Annotated in this window: 24 protein-coding genes; 20 read left to right on the forward strand and 4 right to left on the reverse strand. The window is 56.8% G+C overall.

The window, feature by feature from the left end:
• The first annotated feature begins 23 nt into the window (after window positions 1-23).
• From fliS to SERAS12_RS15100, 4 genes are all read left to right on the forward strand, one after another.
• Entirely contained in the window at window positions 24-434 is a 411-nt protein-coding gene (fliS, locus tag SERAS12_RS15085; protein WP_004945956.1) for a flagellar export chaperone FliS, read from the forward strand.
• Window positions 434-802 (forward strand): flagella biosynthesis regulatory protein FliT, encoded by a 369-nt coding sequence (fliT, locus tag SERAS12_RS15090; protein WP_013813466.1) that lies wholly within the window; start codon window positions 434-436, stop codon window positions 800-802. Before fliS ends, fliT begins: the two co-directional genes overlap by 1 nt.
• Window positions 803-1,149: 347 nt before the next feature.
• The gene (locus SERAS12_RS15095; RefSeq protein ID WP_013813467.1) at window positions 1,150-2,016 is read left to right on the forward strand and encodes an AraC family transcriptional regulator; all 867 of its coding nucleotides are present in this window, start codon (window positions 1,150-1,152) and stop codon (window positions 2,014-2,016) included.
• Window positions 2,016-2,246, forward strand: coding sequence for a hypothetical protein (locus SERAS12_RS15100; RefSeq protein ID WP_013813468.1), 231 nt, complete (start codon window positions 2,016-2,018; stop codon window positions 2,244-2,246). Before SERAS12_RS15095 ends, SERAS12_RS15100 begins: the two co-directional genes overlap by 1 nt.
• Window positions 2,247-3,022: 776 nt before the next feature.
• Here SERAS12_RS15100 and SERAS12_RS15115 read toward each other — a convergent pair.
• Complete coding sequence (locus tag SERAS12_RS15115) at window positions 3,023-3,313, reverse strand: hypothetical protein (protein ID WP_013813470.1); 291 nt, start codon at window positions 3,311-3,313, stop codon at window positions 3,023-3,025.
• A gap of 203 nt (window positions 3,314-3,516) precedes the next feature.
• A complete protein-coding gene (gene fliE / locus SERAS12_RS15120; RefSeq protein ID WP_013813471.1) occupies window positions 3,517-3,831 on the reverse strand; it encodes a flagellar hook-basal body complex protein FliE in 315 nt (104 codons plus the stop codon).
• Between the two features lie 317 nt (window positions 3,832-4,148).
• On the opposite strand from fliE, the gene fliF reads away from it, so the two are divergent.
• From fliF to SERAS12_RS15195, 16 genes are all read left to right on the forward strand, one after another.
• Window positions 4,149-5,849, forward strand: coding sequence for a flagellar basal-body MS-ring/collar protein FliF (fliF, locus tag SERAS12_RS15125; RefSeq protein WP_013813472.1), 1,701 nt, complete (start codon window positions 4,149-4,151; stop codon window positions 5,847-5,849).
• On the forward strand, window positions 5,846-6,838 hold the full coding sequence (gene fliG / locus SERAS12_RS15130; RefSeq protein WP_013813473.1) for a flagellar motor switch protein FliG: 993 nt from the start codon (window positions 5,846-5,848) through the stop codon (window positions 6,836-6,838). The genes fliF and fliG overlap by 4 nt, the downstream gene beginning before the upstream one ends.
• Window positions 6,831-7,529: a flagellar assembly protein FliH gene (gene fliH / locus SERAS12_RS15135; protein ID WP_013813474.1), complete on the forward strand. Its 699-nt coding sequence runs from the start codon at window positions 6,831-6,833 to the stop codon at window positions 7,527-7,529. Before fliG ends, fliH begins: the two co-directional genes overlap by 8 nt.
• Window positions 7,529-8,890, forward strand: coding sequence for a flagellar protein export ATPase FliI (gene fliI, locus SERAS12_RS15140; protein ID WP_013813475.1), 1,362 nt, complete (start codon window positions 7,529-7,531; stop codon window positions 8,888-8,890). Before fliH ends, fliI begins: the two co-directional genes overlap by 1 nt.
• 21 nt (window positions 8,891-8,911) lie before the next feature.
• Window positions 8,912-9,358, forward strand: coding sequence for a flagellar export protein FliJ (gene fliJ, locus SERAS12_RS15145; RefSeq protein WP_006326110.1), 447 nt, complete (start codon window positions 8,912-8,914; stop codon window positions 9,356-9,358).
• Window positions 9,355-10,584, forward strand: a complete 1,230-nt coding sequence (locus SERAS12_RS15150) for a flagellar hook-length control protein FliK (protein ID WP_013813476.1) — start codon at window positions 9,355-9,357, stop codon at window positions 10,582-10,584. The genes fliJ and SERAS12_RS15150 overlap by 4 nt, the downstream gene beginning before the upstream one ends.
• Before the next feature lie 432 nt (window positions 10,585-11,016).
• Entirely contained in the window at window positions 11,017-11,499 is a 483-nt protein-coding gene (gene fliL, locus SERAS12_RS15155; protein ID WP_013813478.1) for a flagellar basal body-associated protein FliL, read from the forward strand.
• Between the two features lie 5 nt (window positions 11,500-11,504).
• Entirely contained in the window at window positions 11,505-12,506 is a 1,002-nt protein-coding gene (gene fliM / locus SERAS12_RS15160; protein WP_013813479.1) for a flagellar motor switch protein FliM, read from the forward strand.
• Window positions 12,503-12,916 (forward strand): flagellar motor switch protein FliN, encoded by a 414-nt coding sequence (gene fliN / locus SERAS12_RS15165; RefSeq protein WP_013813480.1) that lies wholly within the window; start codon window positions 12,503-12,505, stop codon window positions 12,914-12,916. Before fliM ends, fliN begins: the two co-directional genes overlap by 4 nt.
• Entirely contained in the window at window positions 12,916-13,320 is a 405-nt protein-coding gene (fliO, locus tag SERAS12_RS15170) for a flagellar biosynthetic protein FliO (RefSeq protein ID WP_013813481.1), read from the forward strand. The genes fliN and fliO overlap by 1 nt, the downstream gene beginning before the upstream one ends.
• Window positions 13,321-13,367: 47 nt before the next feature.
• A complete protein-coding gene (fliP, locus tag SERAS12_RS15175; RefSeq protein ID WP_013813482.1) occupies window positions 13,368-14,093 on the forward strand; it encodes a flagellar type III secretion system pore protein FliP in 726 nt (241 codons plus the stop codon).
• Window positions 14,094-14,135: 42 nt separating this feature from the next.
• A complete protein-coding gene (gene fliQ / locus SERAS12_RS15180; protein ID WP_004946069.1) occupies window positions 14,136-14,405 on the forward strand; it encodes a flagellar biosynthesis protein FliQ in 270 nt (89 codons plus the stop codon).
• Window positions 14,406-14,407: 2 nt separating this feature from the next.
• Window positions 14,408-15,190, forward strand: coding sequence for a flagellar biosynthetic protein FliR (gene fliR / locus SERAS12_RS15185; RefSeq protein ID WP_004946070.1), 783 nt, complete (start codon window positions 14,408-14,410; stop codon window positions 15,188-15,190).
• Between the two features lie 360 nt (window positions 15,191-15,550).
• A complete protein-coding gene (gene sra, locus SERAS12_RS26545) occupies window positions 15,551-15,685 on the forward strand; it encodes a stationary-phase-induced ribosome-associated protein (RefSeq protein ID WP_013813483.1) in 135 nt (44 codons plus the stop codon).
• A 339-nt stretch (window positions 15,686-16,024) separates the two neighbouring features.
• On the forward strand, window positions 16,025-16,291 hold the full coding sequence (locus SERAS12_RS15190; protein WP_013813484.1) for a hypothetical protein: 267 nt from the start codon (window positions 16,025-16,027) through the stop codon (window positions 16,289-16,291).
• 14 nt (window positions 16,292-16,305) lie between these two features.
• The gene (locus tag SERAS12_RS15195) at window positions 16,306-16,632 is read left to right on the forward strand and encodes a hypothetical protein (protein ID WP_013813485.1); all 327 of its coding nucleotides are present in this window, start codon (window positions 16,306-16,308) and stop codon (window positions 16,630-16,632) included.
• A gap of 316 nt (window positions 16,633-16,948) precedes the next feature.
• On the opposite strand, the gene flgL is transcribed toward SERAS12_RS15195, so the two are convergent.
• Together flgL and flgK are read right to left on the reverse strand one after the other, a co-directional pair.
• Window positions 16,949-17,908, reverse strand: a complete 960-nt coding sequence (flgL, locus tag SERAS12_RS15200) for a flagellar hook-associated protein FlgL (RefSeq protein ID WP_013813486.1) — start codon at window positions 17,906-17,908, stop codon at window positions 16,949-16,951.
• A 58-nt stretch (window positions 17,909-17,966) separates the two neighbouring features.
• On the reverse strand, window positions 17,967-19,613 hold the full coding sequence (flgK, locus tag SERAS12_RS15205; RefSeq protein ID WP_013813487.1) for a flagellar hook-associated protein FlgK: 1,647 nt from the start codon (window positions 19,611-19,613) through the stop codon (window positions 17,967-17,969).
• Window positions 19,614-19,792 lie beyond the last annotated feature (179 nt).

Consider the following 19,792-nt stretch of genomic DNA (forward strand, 5'->3'; position numbering starts at 1 on the left):
TTTTTAACCAGGTAATAAATCGCATGTATAACCGTAGCGGAACTAAGGCCTACGCCCAGGTCAGTTTGGAAAGTGGCGTAATGAGTGCCAGCCCGCACCAGTTAATCGTGATGCTTTTCGACGGGGCGCTCAGCGCCCTGTTACGCGCACGCATTCTGATGAATCAGGGTGATATTGCCGGCAAAGGGCTGGCTATATCAAAAGCCATCAACATTATTGATAACGGCCTGAAAAACGGTCTCGACCACGATCAAGGTGGCGAGATGGCCGATAATCTGGCCGCGCTGTATGACTATATGAAACGTCGCCTGATGCAGGCCAATCTGCATAACGACGAAGCGGCGATCGCCGAAGTGGTCAAGCTGCTGGAAAATATTGCTGACGCCTGGCGCCAGATTGGTCCCAATTATCACCCTTCTCAGGACGCCGTATAATGGAACGTCAACAGCAACTGCTAGCCGCGTATCAGCAAATTTATAGCCTGAGCAGCCAAATGCTCGCGCTGGCGCAAACGGAAAGATGGGAAGACCTGGTCGAGCTGGAGCTGGCCTACGTTCAGGCGGTAGAGAAAACCACCGTTTTTACCGGCAAAGCCGGGCCATCGATGGCGCTGCAGGAATCGTTGCGCAATAAGCTGCAGCAGATCCTGGACAACGAAAACGAGCTGAAGCGCCTGTTGCAACGTCGCATGGACCAGTTGAAAGAATTGATTGGCCAATCGACGCGCCAAAGCGTGGTCAACAGCACCTACGGTCAGTTTCACGATCGCGCCCTGCTATTAGGAGAACCGCAAGTCAGGTGATCCGGTTATAATAACGACATTTTATGGATAAATAGCACCATACGCTATTTACACCCGATTAAGTCAGGATATTAATCCATGATATTTGAATTGTTCATACCCATCACATTCATCACCCAGACTCCGTAGGGGCGAATATATTCGCCCCGGCTAACGCGGGGGTGGCATGCAGCGCCCCTAGGATACGGATAAATATCGCTCCGACACGGACGTTTTCTGTTCAGCAGGAAATTGATTTTTGATAGATAAAACACGTCGTTGTGTTTCACAACGCATGGAAAAATGTTGCTCCGACGCCCATCAAAGCGTAAAGATATTCCCAGATAATGGCTGCGAAATGAATATCGATGGAACGTACAATTAATCTTTGTCCTGGGATTGGTGCCTCTGCGCACATCATTCAGCATACTGAATTATTATTCCCTTCAGTTTATTTTGAGCAACCCCATCTGTATCTGGTACAGCAAGGCCACAAACGCGTGCGCTGGCAACAGCATGAAGTGGTGGCTCATGCGGGAGAACTGTTGATTATCGGCGGGGGGCAAACCGTGGATATAATTAATGGCCTTTCCAATGAGGGCATATTCAGTTGTCAGTTGCTTATCTGCGATCCTCTGTTGTTCCACGTACAGCAAACTCCCGCTGAAACCGCCCCTCAGCCCGCGTTCGACGCGGTGTTGGCCTTACGCAACCTGCCCTGTGCGCTGATGCACAGTTTTGATACCACCAGCCTGGCGATGGCGCTTAAACACCGTTTCCCGCCGATCATCATCCGCCACAAGATGCTGGAAATCCTGCTCTGGCTGAAGCAATTCAACGTAAGCTTTATGCATAACGAGGCGCGCGATTTAACGCAGCGGGTACGCCGCTGCCTGGCGACCGATCCGCATAGCATCTGGACGGCGGCCAAAGTGGCGGAAAGTCTGTCAATGAGCGAGGTCATGCTGAGACGCAAACTTTCTTTAGAAAACACCGCGTTGCGCGATTTGATGATCGACGTGCGCATGAGCAGCGCGCTGGCGTTGCTGCAATCTACCGATTGGCCAATATCCGCCATCTCCCAGCACGTCGGTTATGAAAGTTCTTCGCGGTTTGCCGAGCGTTTCCGCAAACGTTTCGGTTTTGCGCCAACGGCCATTCGCGGGCATCAGCGGATCATGGAGCCCGGCGCGATCCAACCCTATCGCCTCAGCCTGATGGAGGACCCGGAGTGATGTCCATCCTGCAAATTAAATCATTGCACAATGAACTCACCGTTTATGCACCCGGCGTTAGCGGAAAATGGCCAAGTGCGATAGCATCGGCGAACCTTAATACCGCCAGAGGTGAATCAACGGTGCTCAACGAAAAATGGCTGCTTTCCCTTGCCGTGTTGCTTGTCGGCCTGTGGCTTATGGGTCTGTTGTACGAAGAAGACGCGATGCGGATGCTGGCGGGGAAATAAATCAGCAAGGCCACGCGCAGTGGCCAATGATGATTTAACTTTGTTTAATTAATACCGTGATCAATCCAACTAAAACGATCAGTATTAACACACTGAAAAACCGCCATCTGCTCTCACTTTTGCTGCTCATTTTTATTACCTGATAATTAAAGTGTCTTAAACTCGCACAATTATAATCCAGCAATAAGTTCAGCAATTTGAGACAAAGCATGTTTTTTATGCGTTTACTCGGGCGATTACCGAGTGCGGTTTTCGGTTTTGCCGTTAAAAAGCAAAAAAAACCACCATCGGTGGTTTTTTAAGTCAGGCCTTAACCTGCCGTTCTCTCTTCAGGAGAGAATCAAGGCTTTCCAGGCTGACCTCAAGCTCCGGGATTTCGGCTTCTCTCGGTCTGCCGATATATCCCATTGAGGCGGCAGAAGTATGCGTGAACCCTTTACCCTGCCTATCAGTGCTCGCTTCCCCAGGCACGCTTTTATGTCGCACGGTCATATCAACCTCCAGAGTTACAGAAAGCTAATGCTACTACAAGTATAACAAATACCAAAAAGCTCCATGCCGTAAACGCCATCTCCCTGAATGATAAGCCGATCAGCTTAGCCTTATCACCCTGCGTTTCTTCGATCTTCAATGTTGCCTTAGAGTACTGTTTTGCCAATCCTACGTACGTTGAATCTCTTGGGTTATCCAGAAAAACACTTTCCATTTTCTGATGGTTGGTTGGCAACTTGGGGATATCTTTTAGCAAGACAGCTCTGAAAACAAAGCTCCATGCGCTACAAAGGCAAAGAAAGGTAAAAAAAACCAGCTATACATGTGAGCATGTTAAGTGCGGCAAACTTCTGATTCAGCAGCAATGCCGCTGTAAATCTGACGATCAAGATAAACGCAGTAACTATCACGCTCAAAGATGCAAAAACCTTAAGTCCCTTTTCCTCCAGCTTTCGTATCCTGTCCAAAGCCGCTGCATATTGAGTCTCTTGATACTCAAAGTACAATTTGCTCCTTTCCAGGAGTTCTACGGCAATATCATTTTCAAGCGATTTCATCGCCTTCGCTTTTTCCATTTTCACCTGCCAATGCCAATTAGATTCCATTCATAATGGGAAAAATTAGCACGGTAGCCCTGGAAAATAAAATTATTAAAATCAATTAATTAGTAGAATTAAATCACTATTTAAAATGTTTCCGCATTGGCATTTTCCCCAGCCTTGCCCCGAGACTCTCGGCGGGCATGAAATTTGTTCACGATTTCAAAGACCTCAACCCATCACACCGCCATATTCATTACTTCCTGATAGGCGGAAACCAGCTTATTACGCACCTGCACGCCCATTTGCAGCGAGATGGACGATTTTTGCAGATCGACCATCACGTCGTTCAGGCTGACGCCCGGCGCGCCCAGCTCGAAGTCTTGCGCCTGTTTGCGCGCAGCCTGCTGGGTCTCGCTGATCTTGCCGATAGCCGCTTTCAGCTCGCCGGCAAAGCTGACACCCTGCGACGCTGAGCCTTGGTCAATCTGCCCCGCCTGAATCGCCGCGGCCTGCAATTGTTGCAATACCCCTTCAATCCCCTGAATTGCCATTATGACCTCAATAAAGACTCTGCTGCCGGATGTGTTTTCATCAGGCACTACTTTGATGCTGAGGAGCCTACCACAGCATTTTTATCCTAAAGCGGTTAATTAACTGCAAAAAACCCGGCTTATCGGCCCATCAAAATCGCCGTTAAGGGCAAATAATGGCACGCCCAGAAATGGGAGCGCCGCTATTTAGAAGATATGTGTATCAGGGAGTCTGTTTTGTCACCACACAACGCTAACCACACCGTTCATCAGCCTGGCAGGGAGCTACGCCGTGGCTTGCACCGGGTACTGAGCGACATTGAAGGACACGGGATAAAATGAGTGCTTCAATAACCGCCACCGAAAGCCGCGAAAATGGCCTGCAAGCCCTGTGGAACCGCCTGCGCGCCAACCCGAAAATCCCGCTGCTGATCGCCGCTTCCGCGGCAATCGCCATTGTGGTCGCGTTGCTGTTATGGGCGAAAAGCCCGGATTACCGCGTGCTGTACAGCAATCTTAACGATCGCGACGGCGGTGCCATCGTTACCCAATTGACGCAGATGAATATCCCTTATCGGTTTGCCGAAAACGGTGCTGCGTTGATGATACCGGCCGATAAGGTCCATGAAACCCGCCTGCGTCTGGCGCAGCAGGGATTGCCGAAAGGTGGTGCGGTGGGCTTCGAATTGCTGGATCAGGAAAAATTCGGCATCAGCCAGTTTAGCGAGCAGATTAACTATCAGCGTGCGCTGGAAGGTGAACTGTCCCGCACCATCGAGTCACTGGGGCCGGTACAAAACGCCCGGGTGCATCTGGCGCTGCCCAAGCCTTCGCTGTTTGTCCGCGAGCAGAAATCCCCTTCCGCCTCCGTCACCCTGACGCTGCAACCCGGCCGGGCGCTGGATGACGGCCAGATCAACGCTATCGTTTATATGGTCTCGAGCAGCGTGGCCGGATTGCCGCCGGGCAACGTCACGGTGGTCGATCAGGCTGGTCGCCTGCTGACCCAGTCTGACGGCGCCGGTCGCGATCTGAACGCGGCACAACTGAAATACGCCAACGAAGTGGAAAACCGCTACCAGCGCCGCATCGAGGCGATTCTGGCGCCGATGGTCGGCGGCAATAACGTACGAGCCCAGGTCACCGCGCAGATCGATTTCGCCACCCGCGAGCAAACCGACGAAGAATACCAGCCAAACCAACTGCCGAATCAGGCCGCCGTGCGCTCTCAGCAAATGAGCCAGAGCGAACAGCTTGGCGGGCCGCAGGTCGGCGGCGTACCGGGTGCGCTCTCCAATCAGCCTAGCGCGCCGGCGACTGCGCCGATAGAAACCGCCAAACCCAACGCTGCCGGCAATAACGCCACCGGCGCCAAACCTAACGCCACCGCCACCCGCAGCACTGCAGCCAACGGCAGCGGGCCACAGAATACCCGTCGCGATGAAACCACCAACTATGAGGTCGATCGCACCATCCGCCACACTCAGCAAAAGGCCGGGACGGTACAGCGGCTGTCGGTGGCGGTGGTGGTCAACTATCGCGGCGTCGATAAAGACGGCAAACCCTTGCCGATGAGCAAAGAGCAACTGGCGCAGATCGAATCGCTGGTGCGTGAATCCATGGGCTTCTCCAGCAGCCGCGGCGATACCCTGAACGTGGTCAACACGCCGTTTACCGATACCGAAGTCACCGGTGGCGAACTGCCGTTCTGGCAAACCCAGAGCTTTATCGATCGTCTGTTCGATGCCGGTCGCTATCTGCTGGTCTTGCTGGCGGCCTGGCTGCTGTGGCGCAAGCTGGTACGCCCGCAACTGCAAAACCGTCAGGCAGTGCAACAGGCCGCGCTCGCCGCCGCCAACGCACCGATGACCAAGCCGGCTGACAACAATAAACCGAGCAATGAGGAGCTGGCGCAGCACAGAAAATCGCAGCAGCGCGTCAGTGCAGAAGTCCAGAGCCAGCGGATCCGTGATCTGGCTGATAAAGACCCGCGCGTGGTCGCTCTGGTAATCCGCCAATGGATGAGTAACGAATTATGAGTCTGACCGGAACCGAAAAAAGCGCCATCCTGCTGATGACGCTGGGTGAAGATCGCGCCGCCGAGGTGTTCAAACACCTCTCCTCGCGTGAAGTGCAGCAGCTCAGCGGCACCATGGCCAGCATGAGCCAGGTCTCGCACAAACAGCTGGGCGAAGTCCTGAGCGAGTTCGAAGACGATGCCGAACAGTACGCAGCGCTGAGCGTCAATGCCAGCGACTACCTGCGCTCGGTGCTGGTCAAAGCCCTGGGTGAAGAGCGTGCCTCCAGCCTGTTGGAGGACATTCTCGAATCGCGCGAGACCACCACCGGCATGGAAACCCTCAACTTTATGGAGCCGATGAGCGCCGCCGATCTGATCCGCGACGAGCATCCGCAAATCATCGCTACCATTCTGGTCCATCTGAAGCGCGGCCAGGCGGCGGACATCCTGGCGCTGTTCGACGAACGCCTGCGCAACGACGTGATGCTGCGCATCGCCACCTTCGGCGGTGTGCAACCGGCGGCGTTGGCGGAACTGACCGAGGTGCTGAACAACCTGCTCGATGGCCAGAACCTCAAGCGCAGCAAGATGGGCGGCGTACGCACCGCAGCCGAGATTATCAACCTGATGAAAACCCAGCAGGAAGAAGCCGTTATCGATGCCATGCGCGAATACGACGGTGAGCTGGCGCAGAAGATCATCGACGAGATGTTCCTGTTCGAAAATCTGGTGGAAGTCGACGATCGCAGCATCCAGCGCCTGTTGCAGGAAGTGGAAGGCGAATCGCTGCTGGTTGCGCTCAAAGGCGCGGAACAGCCGTTGCGCGAGAAGTTCCTCAAAAACATGTCGCAACGCGCCGCCGACATTCTGCGCGACGATCTGGCCAACCGTGGCCCGATGCGCATGTCGCAGGTGGAGAACGAACAGAAAGCCATCCTGCTGGTTGTCCGCCGATTGGCGGAGAGCGGCGAAATGATTATCGGCGGTGGCGAGGACACCTATGTCTGATCGCATTAACACCCTGCCCTGGCAGCCCTGGTCACTCAACGATCTGCTGGAGCCTAAACCGGCAATCGCACCTTTGCCGCCCATTGAAACGGACGCCGCGCCACTGGACGAAGGCGCTGAACGGCAACAGCAGTTGCTCCAGTTGCGCCTGCAAGCGGAGCAGCAAGGCCAACAGCTGGGCTATGCCGACGGCCAGCAAAAAGGCTATGAAGCGGGTCTCCAGGCCGGCATGGAAGAGGGCCGCCAGCAGGGGTTGCGGGAGGCGCAGCAACAACAACAGCCACTGACCGCGCACTGGCAGCAACTGATCACCGAATTTCAGCACACGCTCGATGCACTCGACAGCGTGATCGCCTCGCGTTTGATGCAGTTGGCGCTGACCGCCGCCAAACAGGTGCTCGGTCAGCCGCCGGTATGTGACGGTACCGCCCTGCTGGCGCAGATCCAGCAGTTGATCCAGCAAGAGCCGATGTTCAGCGGCAAGCCACAGTTGCGCGTGCACCCGGACGACTATCAACGTATCGAACAACAACTGGGTGCCACGCTCAGCCTGCACGGCTGGCGGCTGTTGGCGGACGGTCAACTGCATCCCGGCGGCTGCAAGGTCAGCGCCGAAGAAGGCGATCTCGATGCCAGCCTGGCGACGCGCTGGCACGAACTCTGCCGCCTGGCTGCGCCGGGAGACGTGTAATGACCGCTCGCCTCGGCCGCTGGCTGTCCTCGCTGGATACGCTGGAAAAACGCATCGCTTGCACACCTACGGTTCGCCGCTACGGCCGCCTGACACGAGCCACCGGGTTGGTACTGGAAGCCACCGGGCTGCAATTGCCGATCGGCGCCACCTGCCTGATCGAACGTCACACCGGCGGTGAGGTGCAGGAAGTGGAAAGCGAAGTGGTCGGTTTTAACGGCCAGCGGCTGTTCCTGATGCCGCTGGAAGAAGTGGAAGGCATCGTGCCCGGCGCTCGGGTTTACGCCCGCATTGCGCCGGAAGGGCAAAGCGCCGGCAAGCAACTGCCGCTCGGCCCGGCGCTGCTGGGCCGGGTACTGGACGGCAGCGCCAAACCGCTCGACGGCCTGCCCGCGCCGGAGACCGGCTATCGCGCGCCGTTGATCACCGCCCCGTTCAACCCGCTGCAACGTACGCCGATCGAACAGGTGCTGGACGTCGGCGTGCGCACCATCAATGGCCTGCTGACCGTCGGGCGCGGCCAGCGCATGGGGCTGTTTGCCGGCTCCGGTGTCGGCAAAAGCGTCTTGTTAGGCATGATGGCGCGTTACACCCAGGCCGACGTGATTGTCGTCGGTCTGATCGGCGAACGCGGCCGCGAGGTCAAAGATTTTATCGAGAATATCCTCGGCACCGAAGGCCGAGCGCGCTCGGTGGTGATCGCTGCCCCGGCGGACGTCTCGCCGCTGTTGCGTATGCAGGGCGCCGCCTACGCCACACGCATCGCCGAGGACTTCCGCGATCGTGGTCAACACGTGCTGTTGATTATGGACTCGCTCACCCGCTACGCCATGGCGCAACGTGAAATCGCGCTGGCTATCGGCGAGCCACCGGCCACCAAAGGGTATCCGCCCTCGGTGTTCGCCAAACTGCCGGCACTGGTGGAGCGCGCGGGCAACGGCATCAACGGCGGCGGGTCGATCACCGCGTTTTATACCGTACTGACCGAAGGGGATGACCAGCAAGATCCGATAGCCGACTCGGCGCGCGCCATCCTCGATGGCCACGTGGTGCTGTCGCGTCGACTGGCAGAGGCAGGCCATTACCCGGCGATCGACATCGAAGCCTCTATCAGTCGCGCCATGACCTCGCTTATCGACGAAGAACATTACCGTCGGGTGCGCAATTTCAAACAGATGCTGGCCAGTTATCAGCGTAACCGCGATCTGATCAGCGTCGGCGCCTACGTAGCAGGCAGCGATCCGCTGCTGGATAAGGCCATGACGCTGTACCCGCAGATGGAAGACTATCTGCAGCAGGGCATTTTTGAACGCAGCGGTTACGACGACGCCTGTCAACAGTTACAGCAGTTGATCGTTTAACGTCACAAAAGGCTGAACCCGATGAAACCACAGTCACCTCTGATTACCCTACGCGATCTGGCTCAGGATGCGGTGGAACAGGCTACGCAACAGTTGGGCCAGGTGCGCAAAGCGCAACAGGCGGCCGAGCAACAGCTTTCCATGCTGCTCAATTATCAAGACGAGTACCGCCAGAAACTGAATCACCAGTTGAGTGACGGAATGGACTCTTCACACTGGCAAAACTACCAGCAGTTTATCGGCACGCTGGAGCAGGCCATCGATCAGCACCGCCGACAACTGATGCAGTGGGGCCAAAAGGTAGACCACGCAATGAAACAGTGGCAGGACAAACAGCAGCGGCTGAACGCCTTCGACACTCTGCATACCCGCGCCCAAAGCGCAGAACGGCAGGTGGAGAACAAACGGGATCAAAAACTGATGGATGAGTTCGCTCAACGCAGTTCACAAAGGAATCTACACCCATGAACCTGAATGCCTTGCCGGGCAGCATAGCGCCTGGCGATGCCGGCGTGCTGCCGGACGCGCAGTTGCCAATGGATGACTCGCAGTTGTCCTCGGCCTTTGCCCTGCTGCTCGGCGCACGTACGCTGCCGGCCGACAAAGATGAGGGCAAGCTGCCGCCGACGTTGCTGAGCACAGAAGCAGAAGATGACAACACGCCGGCGCTGAGCCGCACCCCGCTAAACCCACTGCTCGCCGCCTTCAGTGAACGCTATGGGCTGCTGGCGCCCTCCTTGTTAAGCGACATCCAGCCGCCAGTCGCGGCGGGCGGCGATGACAAGACGCAGGATAAAAAACCGGATGCCGCCTTGCGCCCCGCCGGTGAAATAGACGCCGCCACGCTGCAGGCGCTGTTCGCCATGCTGCCGCTGGCCGTTACCCCTGCCACGCCGACCACGGCCGCAACGGGGCCAAACCTTGACGGCGAACAGGACCCGGCGCACCCTGCCGCCCTGCTGAGCGTCGCGCTGAACCAACAGCCCAATGCCGCAGTCAACCCGATGACGCCGTCCCCAAAAGCCACGTCGCCAGTGACCGAGAAACCGCTGAACGTTGACGCGCGCACCGATGGCCCACAGCCAACCGCGCCCGCCCATGACCAGCCGGATACAACCGCGCTAAAACTCAGCGCCGATACCCAGCCTCAGGCACCGGTCAATCACCTGATGGTGCCGCAGATATCGAGCCCGGTCGTGGCGACAACGCCGAGCGCTTCCCTGGTCACCGCCCCGCCGACGCCACAATTGAATGCTCAACTTGGCAGCCCGGAGTGGCAACAGGCGCTGAACCAGCAGGTACTGATGTTCCATCGCAACGGTCAGCAAAGCGCCGAACTGCGCCTGCACCCGCAGGAGCTGGGCGCACTGCAAATCACCCTCAAACTGGACGATAACCAGGCGCAGTTGCACATCGCTTCAGCGCACGGCCAGGTGCGCGCCGCCGTGGAAGCCGCCATGCCGCAACTGCGCCATGCCCTGGCAGAAAGCGGCATCAGTCTGGGGCAAAGCAGCGTTGGCGGCGAGTCCACGCCACAGTGGCAACAGGCACAGCAGCAGACGGCGGACGATCAGGGCCGACCGTCCTACCGCGATAGCCACGGCGAACGCGATCTGGCTGCCGAAACCCTCATCGCCCCGACACAATTGCAGGCGATGGCCCGCGCCGTCAGCGGCGTTGATATTTTCGCCTGAGCGGCGGCAAACGTCCAAGCTGGCACGCTTTTCCCCGCCTATTCTGGCTATTGCACGCCGGAATAGGCGCGATAATACCTTTACCCGTCATACTTGAAGCTGCATCTGTGTTGGCTGCGTTTGCGCGCCCCAGTCACATAGTTACCTATGCTCCTGGGGACTTACAAACTTGCCGTCGCGATGCCACTCCAATTATTTTGGGTAAATATGTCGTGCGTGCGGCTTTTACACACGCTAAATACCTACGAGATCTTAGGTTGCAGCTTGAAAAATAAAGGATATATACCCTATGGATTTCAAGTTGCAGCTAGGCGGCCAGCGCATGAGTCCCCAGGAGCTTACTCAAGTAAGTGACTGGGGTGAGTGCGAGCAGCCAACAACGCTGCGGCCTGAAAGACGAAGGGTATGTCACTACAGGAATTTGATTTAGCTATGTCTCAAAATACCCTACCGGCAGCACCGAAACGCCCTCTCCTGATCATCCTGCTGGTGTTGATTGCAGTCCTCGCCTGCGGCGCGGCAGGCTACAGTTGGTGGCAACTGAAACAACACAAAGACGGCGCTCAACCCGCCGCCAAAACACTGCCGCCGGCTGCGCCGGTGTTTATGCCGTTGGACACTTTTACCGTCAATCTGGTTACGCCGGATAACAACCCCGATCGCGTGTTGTATATCGGCCTGACGTTGCGCTTACCGGACGAAAACACCCGCCGCCAGATGAACGATTTTCTACCGGAAGTACGCAGCCGCCTGTTGATGCTGCTCTCCCGTCAGGAAGTGGGCCAACTGAGCAGTGAGCAAGGGAAACAGCAACTGGTGGCGCAGATTAAGGACGTGCTTAGCCCGCCGCTGGTTAAGGGACAACCGAAGCAGGTGGTCAGCGACGTGCTGTTCACCGCCTTCATATTGCGGTAATCACTATGGGCGACAGCATTCTTTCACAGGCAGAGATCGACGCCTTGCTCAACGGCGACAACGCGGGGGATGAACCCGAAGCGGTGGTCAGCAACGAGAGCGAGGTCAAGCCGTACGATCCGACCACCCAGCGCCGAGTGGTGCGCGAACGGCTGCACGCGCTGGAAATCATCAATGAACGTTTTGCCCGGCAGTTTCGCATGGGGTTGTTCAACCTGCTGCGACGCAGTCCGGACATCACCGTCGGCCCGATCAGGATCCAGCCGTATCACGAATTTGCCCGCAACCTGCCGGTGCCCACCAACCTCAATCTGGTGCACCTGAACCCGCTGCGTGGCACCGCGCTGTTCGTGTTCGCGCCGAGCCTGGTGTTTATCGCCGTCGATAACCTGTTCGGCGGCGACGGTCGCTTCCCGACCAAAGTGGAAGGCCGCGAGTTCACCCCAACCGAACAACGGGTGATCAAACGCATGCTGCGCCTGGCGCTGGATGCCTATGGCGACGCCTGGAGCGCGATTTACAAGATCAACGTGGAATACGTGCGCGCCGAGATGCAGGTGAAATTCACCAATATCACCACCTCGCCGAACGACATCGTGGTCACCACACCGTTCCAGGTGGAAATCGGTGCGCTGAGCGGTGAATTCAACATCTGCATTCCGTTCGCGATGATCGAACCACTGCGCGAACTGCTGACCAACCCGCCGCTGGAAAACTCGCGGCAGGAAGACAGCCACTGGCGTGAAACGCTGGTGAAGCAGGTGCAACATTCCGAGCTGGAGCTGATTGCCAACTTCGTCGATATCCCGATGCGGCTGTCAAAAATTCTGAAGCTGCAGCCGGGTGACGTATTACCGATTGATAAACCGGAACGCCTGATCGCCCATGTGGACGGCGTACCGGTTTTGACCAGCCAATATGGCACGTTAAACGGGCAGTACGCCCTGCGTGTTGAACATTTGATTAACCCTATTTTGAATGCTCTGAGTGAGGAACAGCCCAAATGAGTGATCCTAAGCAACCGTCTGGCGAAGGAAAGGAATCCGTGGACGATCTGTGGGCTGATGCGTTTAACGAACAGCAAGCGGCCGACAAAACGTCCGCAACCGACGCGGTATTCAAATCGCTGGAGGCGCAGGATGCCGTCGGCAGCCTGCAGGATATCGATCTGATCCTGGATATCCCAGTCAAACTGACCGTGGAATTGGGCCGCACCAAAATGACCATCAAAGAGCTGTTGCGCCTGTCGCAGGGATCGGTGGTGGCGTTGGACGGGCTGGCGGGTGAACCGCTGGACATTCTGATCAACGGCTATCTGATCGCCCAGGGCGAAGTGGTGGTGGTGGCCGACAAGTTCGGTGTACGCATCACCGACATCATCACCCCATCCGAACGCATGCGCCGCCTGAGCCGCTGATGAACCCAGGTACCGCCGTGCCCGGCCAGGGCACACTGCAACCCGCCGCACCGGCGCTGCCGGCCGGTTCGGTGCTGACGCAGGTCAGCACTGCGCTGGGTGGCATTCTGCTGCTTATCCTGCTGGCCGGCTGGCTGTTCCGCCGCCTGGGGTTTGCCCCTCAGGCGCGCAACAGCAAACTGCTCAACCTGCGCGCCAGCTGCCAGGTCGGGCAGCGTGAGCGGGTGGTGGTGATTGAAGTGGATAACACCCTGCTGGTGCTGGGCGTAACCGCGCAGCAAATCACCCCGCTGCATACGCTGCCGGCTCCAGCACGGGATAGCGAAGCAGCCGACGCCGCGCCACCGGCTGATTTTCGCCAACTGATGCAAAAAGTTCTGAAACGTCCGGAAAAATCGGCATGAAACCCATCGCTCATTGTGTCGCCTCGCTTTATCGAAGCGGGAAGAATATGCCCTGGCTGGCTGCCACTCTGCTGCTTGTCAGCCCGACGGCATTGGCACAGCTGCCCGGCCTGATCAGTCAGCCGCTGGCCAACGGCGGCCAAAGCTGGTCGCTGCCGGTACAGACGCTGGTGCTGCTGACGTCACTCAGCTTCCTGCCCGCCATGCTGCTGATGATGACCAGTTTCACCCGCATCATCATCGTGCTCGGGTTGCTGCGCAACGCGCTCGGCACCCCCTCGGCGCCGCCGAATCAGGTGATGCTCGGGCTGGCGCTGTTCCTGACCTTTTTCATCATGTCGCCGGTCTTCGACAAGGTCTATCAGGACGCCTATCTGCCGTTCAGCCAGGACAAAATCAGCCTGGACGCGGCACTGGATAAAGGTTCCCAACCGCTGCGCGAGTTTATGCTGCGCCAGACGCGTGAAACCGATCTGGCGCTGTACGCCAGGCTCGCCAACCAGCCGCCGCTGGCCGGGCCGGAAGCGGTGCCGATGCGCATTCTGCTGCCGGCTTACGTCACCAGCGAACTGAAAACCGCGTTCCAAATCGGCTTCACGGTGTTTATTCCGTTTCTGATTATCGATCTGGTGGTCGCCAGCGTGCTGATGGCGCTGGGGATGATGATGGTGCCGCCCGCCACCATCTCGCTGCCGTTCAAACTGATGCTGTTTGTGTTGGTGGACGGCTGGCAATTGCTGCTCGGCTCGCTGGCGCAGAGTTTTTATTCGTAAATTTATTCAGGTGGCCGCCACGCAGCCACTGAGGAACTCACAATGACACCCGAATCGGTCATGGCGCTGGGCACCGAGGCGATGAAAGTGGCGCTGGCGCTGTCCGCCCCGCTGCTGCTCGCCGCGCTGGTCAGCGGCCTGGTGGTCAGCCTGCTGCAGGCCGCCACCCAGATCAACGAAATGACGTTGTCGTTCATTCCCAAAATTCTGGCGGTGGTCGCCACTATCGTGGTTGCCGGGCCGTGGATGCTGAACCTGCTGCTGGACTATATGCGCACGCTGTTCAGCAACCTGCCGAATCTGATTGGTTAGCCATGCTCACCGTTGACAGCGCACAGTTCGGCGTCTGGCTTAGCCACTATTTCTGGCCGCTGCTGCGCATTCTGGCGCTGATCAGCACCGCGCCGGTGTTCAGCGAAAAACAAATCGGCAAAAAGGTGAAAATCGGCCTCGGCGGGCTGATTGTCATCCTGATCGCCCCCGGGCTACCCACCAGCGCCGTTCCCATTTTCTCCGCCGCCGGTTTGTGGCTGGCAGCCCAGCAAATCCTGATTGGCGTGGCGCTCGGGCTGACCATGCAGTTCGCCTTTGCGGCGATACGCCTGGCCGGCGAAGTGATCGGCATGCAGATGGGTCTGTCCTTCGCCACCTTCTTCGATCCCAGCGGCGGACCGAACACGCCGGTGCTGGCGCGGCTGCTCAATCTGCTGGCGATGTTGCTGTTTTTGAGCTTTGACGGCCACCTGTGGCTGATTTCCCTGCTGGCCGACAGCTTCCACACCCTACCGATCCAGCCCGCCCCGCTGAACGGCAACGGTTTTCTAGCATTGACCCAGGTAGGCTCGCTGATTTTTATCAACGGCATGATGCTGGCGCTGCCGCTGATCTGCCTGCTGCTGACGCTGAACATGGCGCTCGGCCTGCTCAACCGCATGACGCCGCAGCTGTCGGTGTTCGTCATTGGCTTCCCGGTCACCATGACCATCGGCATTATGACTATCGGCATGATGATGCCGATGCTGGCACCGTTCTGCGAGCACCTGTTCGGCGAATTCTTCGACCAGTTGGCAGGCGTTATCGGCGGCATGGCTTTCTGAATCCCCACCGGCTACTCACAACGCCCCCGCCCGCCACAAGACAAAATGGCAATAAACCGGCTTTACCGGGACAAAAGCGTGATAAAGCCCTTTTGTCCAGATTAAGGTCCAAATGTCCGTCACGGCTTGAATAAAAAAATACCCGACCTAGAATAGACCCATCGACAAAATATAATCGACCATTAACTTTTGGAGAAAAGGGCATAAAAATCCAATAGGCGAATTATTAAACCACTGAATGATTAACCCACGTATTTATTAATTACGTGCAGGACCCTGTACGTCATAAAAACATGCGCCCGGCCTGGCAGCTGGCTGCAGGGCGAAGCGTTGACCTCTGATAACAACAGGAGTGATATCATGATTAAAGCGAAAAGCAACCGCAAGGCACGCCGATTATTCGGTTTGACCCACTGGAAAAGCAACAAGTTTAGAGTTTCCTTCACCGAGACCAGCGATGGCGGAAAATGGAAAGTGGTGAAGAAAAAGAAATAATCGCGCAGGACCTTAGCAAAAATTCCGGGTTGCGCCCCTATCCGGCTTCTGCAACGTCATTCGACGCTGCGCCGCATCGGCAGCCCGGGACCCACACTCATCACTCGCCGGCAAACTGTGCCGGTGTACTTTATTCTTAGGAAGGGAATAACGCGCCACATCACTCTGGCTGCTGCGTTAAATTTAAAAATAATGCATTAACGATTTAATTTACTCACACCTCTTATTTATTCACTGACAAGAAAAATCGATTTCCCACCTTATTTCCCAAGCGTTATATTGAAAACAACCTTGCAGCCAGCACGCTGCAAGCCTCACTAAAATATAATCGGTGTAAATATGAAGATAAAATTTCAGCTGAGTGATTTATTCATCAGCGGCATCGCCATTTTGATCATGAGCACTATTTTAAACACGCTGGGTTTTTCCTGGGGTTTATTTTCTCTGCCGCCTGGTGTCGATAGTTTTGTCATCATCCCGTTTACCTTATTTGGCTCATTGAAGTTGGCCGAGTGCCTCTATAAGCCAATACGGTGGCTGCTAAATGAGAGCCGCAAACCTCAAATCGAAAATAACAACCCTAAAAATAACGCTAAGTCGCGTTAACAGGAGATCGACCTATGCTGAGAGAACTGACCAGAGAAGAAATGCAACGGATTGGCGGCGCCGGTGACGGCAATAACGGCGGCGACCGGGATCGCGACTATGGCCCAAGCTCCTACGGCGCGCAGGCGAACGGCTTCCAGCCTAATTGGGCGGCGAAAGACTATGGGCTATTTCAGGATCCTTGTACCGGCGCGGTGGTGACCGGCGCCATTGCCATGGCCGGCGCCCTGGCCAGCCGTAACAGCAGTGCGATTGGCACTGCAGCGGCCTCAGCCTTTGTCAACATAGGCGGTCAATGCAATAAAGACGCCGGCCGCGATCGCGGTGTGCCCTTCCGCTAACGATTAGCGTAAATAGAAAGAGAATGGCGGAGAAAAAAAAGGCACGTCACTCAAGCCTATTGTGGGAGAAAGAGTGACGTGCCAAAAAGTGCGCCCGGTTTCAAGAGTTCCCCACCGCTGTGTTACAGCGATAACGTCCTCTAAGCACACCCAACCAGGTACCCGCCATATATCCACGACGAGTGTTTGTTATTACCCTATGGATTTCGAGTTGCAGCTAGGCGCCCAGCTAACTCATCCCCAGGAGCTTACTTAAGTAAGTGACTGGGGTGGGTTAGTGCAGGCAACAACGCTGCGGCTTGAAAGACGACGGGAATTAGCGGTTCATTTGGAACAGCGACATCCCCTGCATATCACCAAAGGTCTTGTACGATGCCTGCAAGGCCGCCTGCTGCATGAAGTAGCTGGAAATCGACTCGGTCAGATCGGCATCCACCAACGCACTCATTTGCGTTTGGTTGATCATGTCGCGATCCTTGCCAATACTGTCCAGCGTATCCATTTCCTGCAGTTGGTTGCCCAACTCGGCGCGCACGCTGAGCACCTTGTTATAGGAGTTGTCCAGCCCGCGATTGGCCTTGGCCATCGCGTCGTTCACTTGCTGTTTGGTGGCGTCGTCCGCCCCGTCGAGCGGGGTTTTCAACGCTTTCAGCGCGATATCGATGCTTTCAAACACGTTGGACACCGATGCGCTGCCGTCCGGCTCCGGCTTGGGGTTGCTGGTCAGCGACATGAATACCGTATCGCCGGTATGGCCGACCGTCATGGTGCGATTGGCATCCACTTTCTGCTCGACCGGCGTATTGCCACCCACATAGCTGACCGAACCGCTGTTGTTCGCAAACGGCGGCTTGTCATTCTCAAAGCCGCCAAACATAAAGCGGCCATTGCCGTCGGTACTGTTGGCCTGGTTAAGCAATTGGTCTTTCAACCCCTGCAACTGGGTAGCCAGCGAATCGCGGTCGTTGTCGCTTTTGGTGCCGCCGGCATTGACGATCAGCGCTTTCATGTCCGAAATGGTGCTGGTCGCCCCGGACAGCACCGTCTCTTCCATCGACACGCTCTGGCGGGCAAAGGTACGCGCCAGCGCATATTGGGTGTTTTCCGACTGGGACTGGGCCAGCATCACCGCCTGCGACGCCGCCAGCGGATCGTCGGACGGGTTACTGACTTTTTTGCCGGTAGAAAGCTGTTCTGCCGCCTTCATAAACAACGACTGATTACCGGTAATGCCGGTCATGTTCTGCTGGTACATCATGCTGGTGCTCATGCGCATGGTGCGGGTTCCTCAAAATCAGCGGCCGGAGCCGCCAGGGCTCCGGTTAAAATGAAAATCAACGAATATTCAGCAGCGTATCGAACAGCGTGCTGGCGGTCTGAATCACCTTCGAGTTCGCCATATAATATTGCTGGAAGCGCAACAGCTCGCCGTATTCTTCGTCCAGGTTGACGCCCGAAATCGACTGCTGTTGGTTTTCCAACTGCTTGACGATGTTGCCCTGCGAGGTGGCGCTCACCTTGGCGGACGCGGTCTGATTGCCGACGCTGCTGACCAGGCTGGCGTAAGCGCCGCTGAAAGTGGCCTTGCCATCGACCAATTTTTGGGTTTGCAGATCAAGCAGCTTCTTGGCGTTTTCATTGTCGCCACGGCCGCTGTCATCTTTGCCTGCGGCAGCGATGTTGGCGGAATCGGTGATGGCGACCTTCAGGCTGCCCGCCACGTCGCTGACCGGCTTGACGGTAAAGCTGTCATTCTTTTGCGCAGTGCCGTCAATGCCGACTTTCAGGCCGTCAAAACTCAACGTCGGGTTGCCGGCGGCGTCAGTGCCCGCCGTGGCGTTAACTTTGACGTTATCCGGCAGGCGGCTCACCTGCCAGTTGCTGCCGTCAAATTCCACCCGGTAATCATTGGCCTTCACCTTGCTGGTGTCGGTGTAGGACACCGACAGCGCGGCATCGCCGGTATTGCGGCTGTTGTCCACTGCGCGGGCGCCGCCAAAGCTGAAGAAATCCGTGCCGGCATCGCCGTTAAGATCGAACCCGGCGCGGTGCTGTTGGTTAAAGTTGTCTGCCATCGCCAACGCGAGTTGCCCCAGTTGATTGCGGGCGCTGTCCAGCGATTCGCTGCGGAATTTCAACACGCCGCTGACGCTGCCGCCGGTGATTTGGCCTTCCGGTATTTCGCTGGCGCCGTTGCCGCGGTCATACCCCATCGTCAGACGGGAAGGATCGCCGCTGGTGGGCACCGCCGCGACCTGGTAAGCATTGTTGCCCTGCACCAGCGTCAGGCCGTTGGCGAAAGAGACGGTGTAGGCATCGCCGTCCTGCTGAGTCACCTGGACGCCAACCACTTTGTTCAGGTCGGTAACCAGCTGATCGCGCTGGTCCAGCAGCGCATTGGGCTCGCCGCCGCTGCCGCGCAAACGGGTGATCTCTTCGTTCAGTTTGGCAAGCTGCTGGCTGTAGCTGTTGATCTGCTGCGCGCTGTCGCTGAGCTGCTGATTCACGCCGCTGTCCATGTCGCGCAGGTATTTGTCGGTATTGTTGAACTGATTGACCAGGCCATTGGCCTTGCCCAGCACCGTCTGGCGCGCGGCGTCATCACCGGCGTTGCTGACCAGATTTTGCAGGTTGCTGAAGAAGTCCTGCATGTTGGTCGACAAGGTGTTGGTCTTGCTGGCCAACAGGTTATCAATCTGCGAGATTTTTTCGAAATAGGCGTTCTGCGCCCCGGCCTGGCTCTGCGCACCGCGCAACTGGCTGGTGATGAACTGGTTATATTCCCGGTTGACGCTGGTGACGGTGACGCCGTTGCCAATAAAGCCGCTCATAGTGCTCATGCCGCCGTTTTGCGCCAGGATCGCCGTCTGACGGTTGTAGCCCGCCACGTTGTAGTTGGATATGTTGTTACTGACGGTGCTGAGCGCCACCTGCGCCGCATTCAGCCCGCTCATGGCGGTATTGATTAAGCTATTGGACATAGAAGTTCCTTTTACTGCGGCGCCGGTGGCCCACAGGAGTCAATGAATCTGCCGAGCCGTTCGCCCAGCCTGTCTCTGTTATCGGCAAAAACGGGGGAAACTTAAGGTGTGAAATAGCCGATCTGGCTCTTTTGTTTTTCATTTACTGAAGTCCCCCCAAATAATTGGCGTTGTAGCCA

The organism is Serratia sp. AS12 (assembly GCF_000214195.1).
Taxonomy (GTDB): Bacteria; Pseudomonadota; Gammaproteobacteria; order Enterobacterales; family Enterobacteriaceae; genus Serratia; species Serratia plymuthica.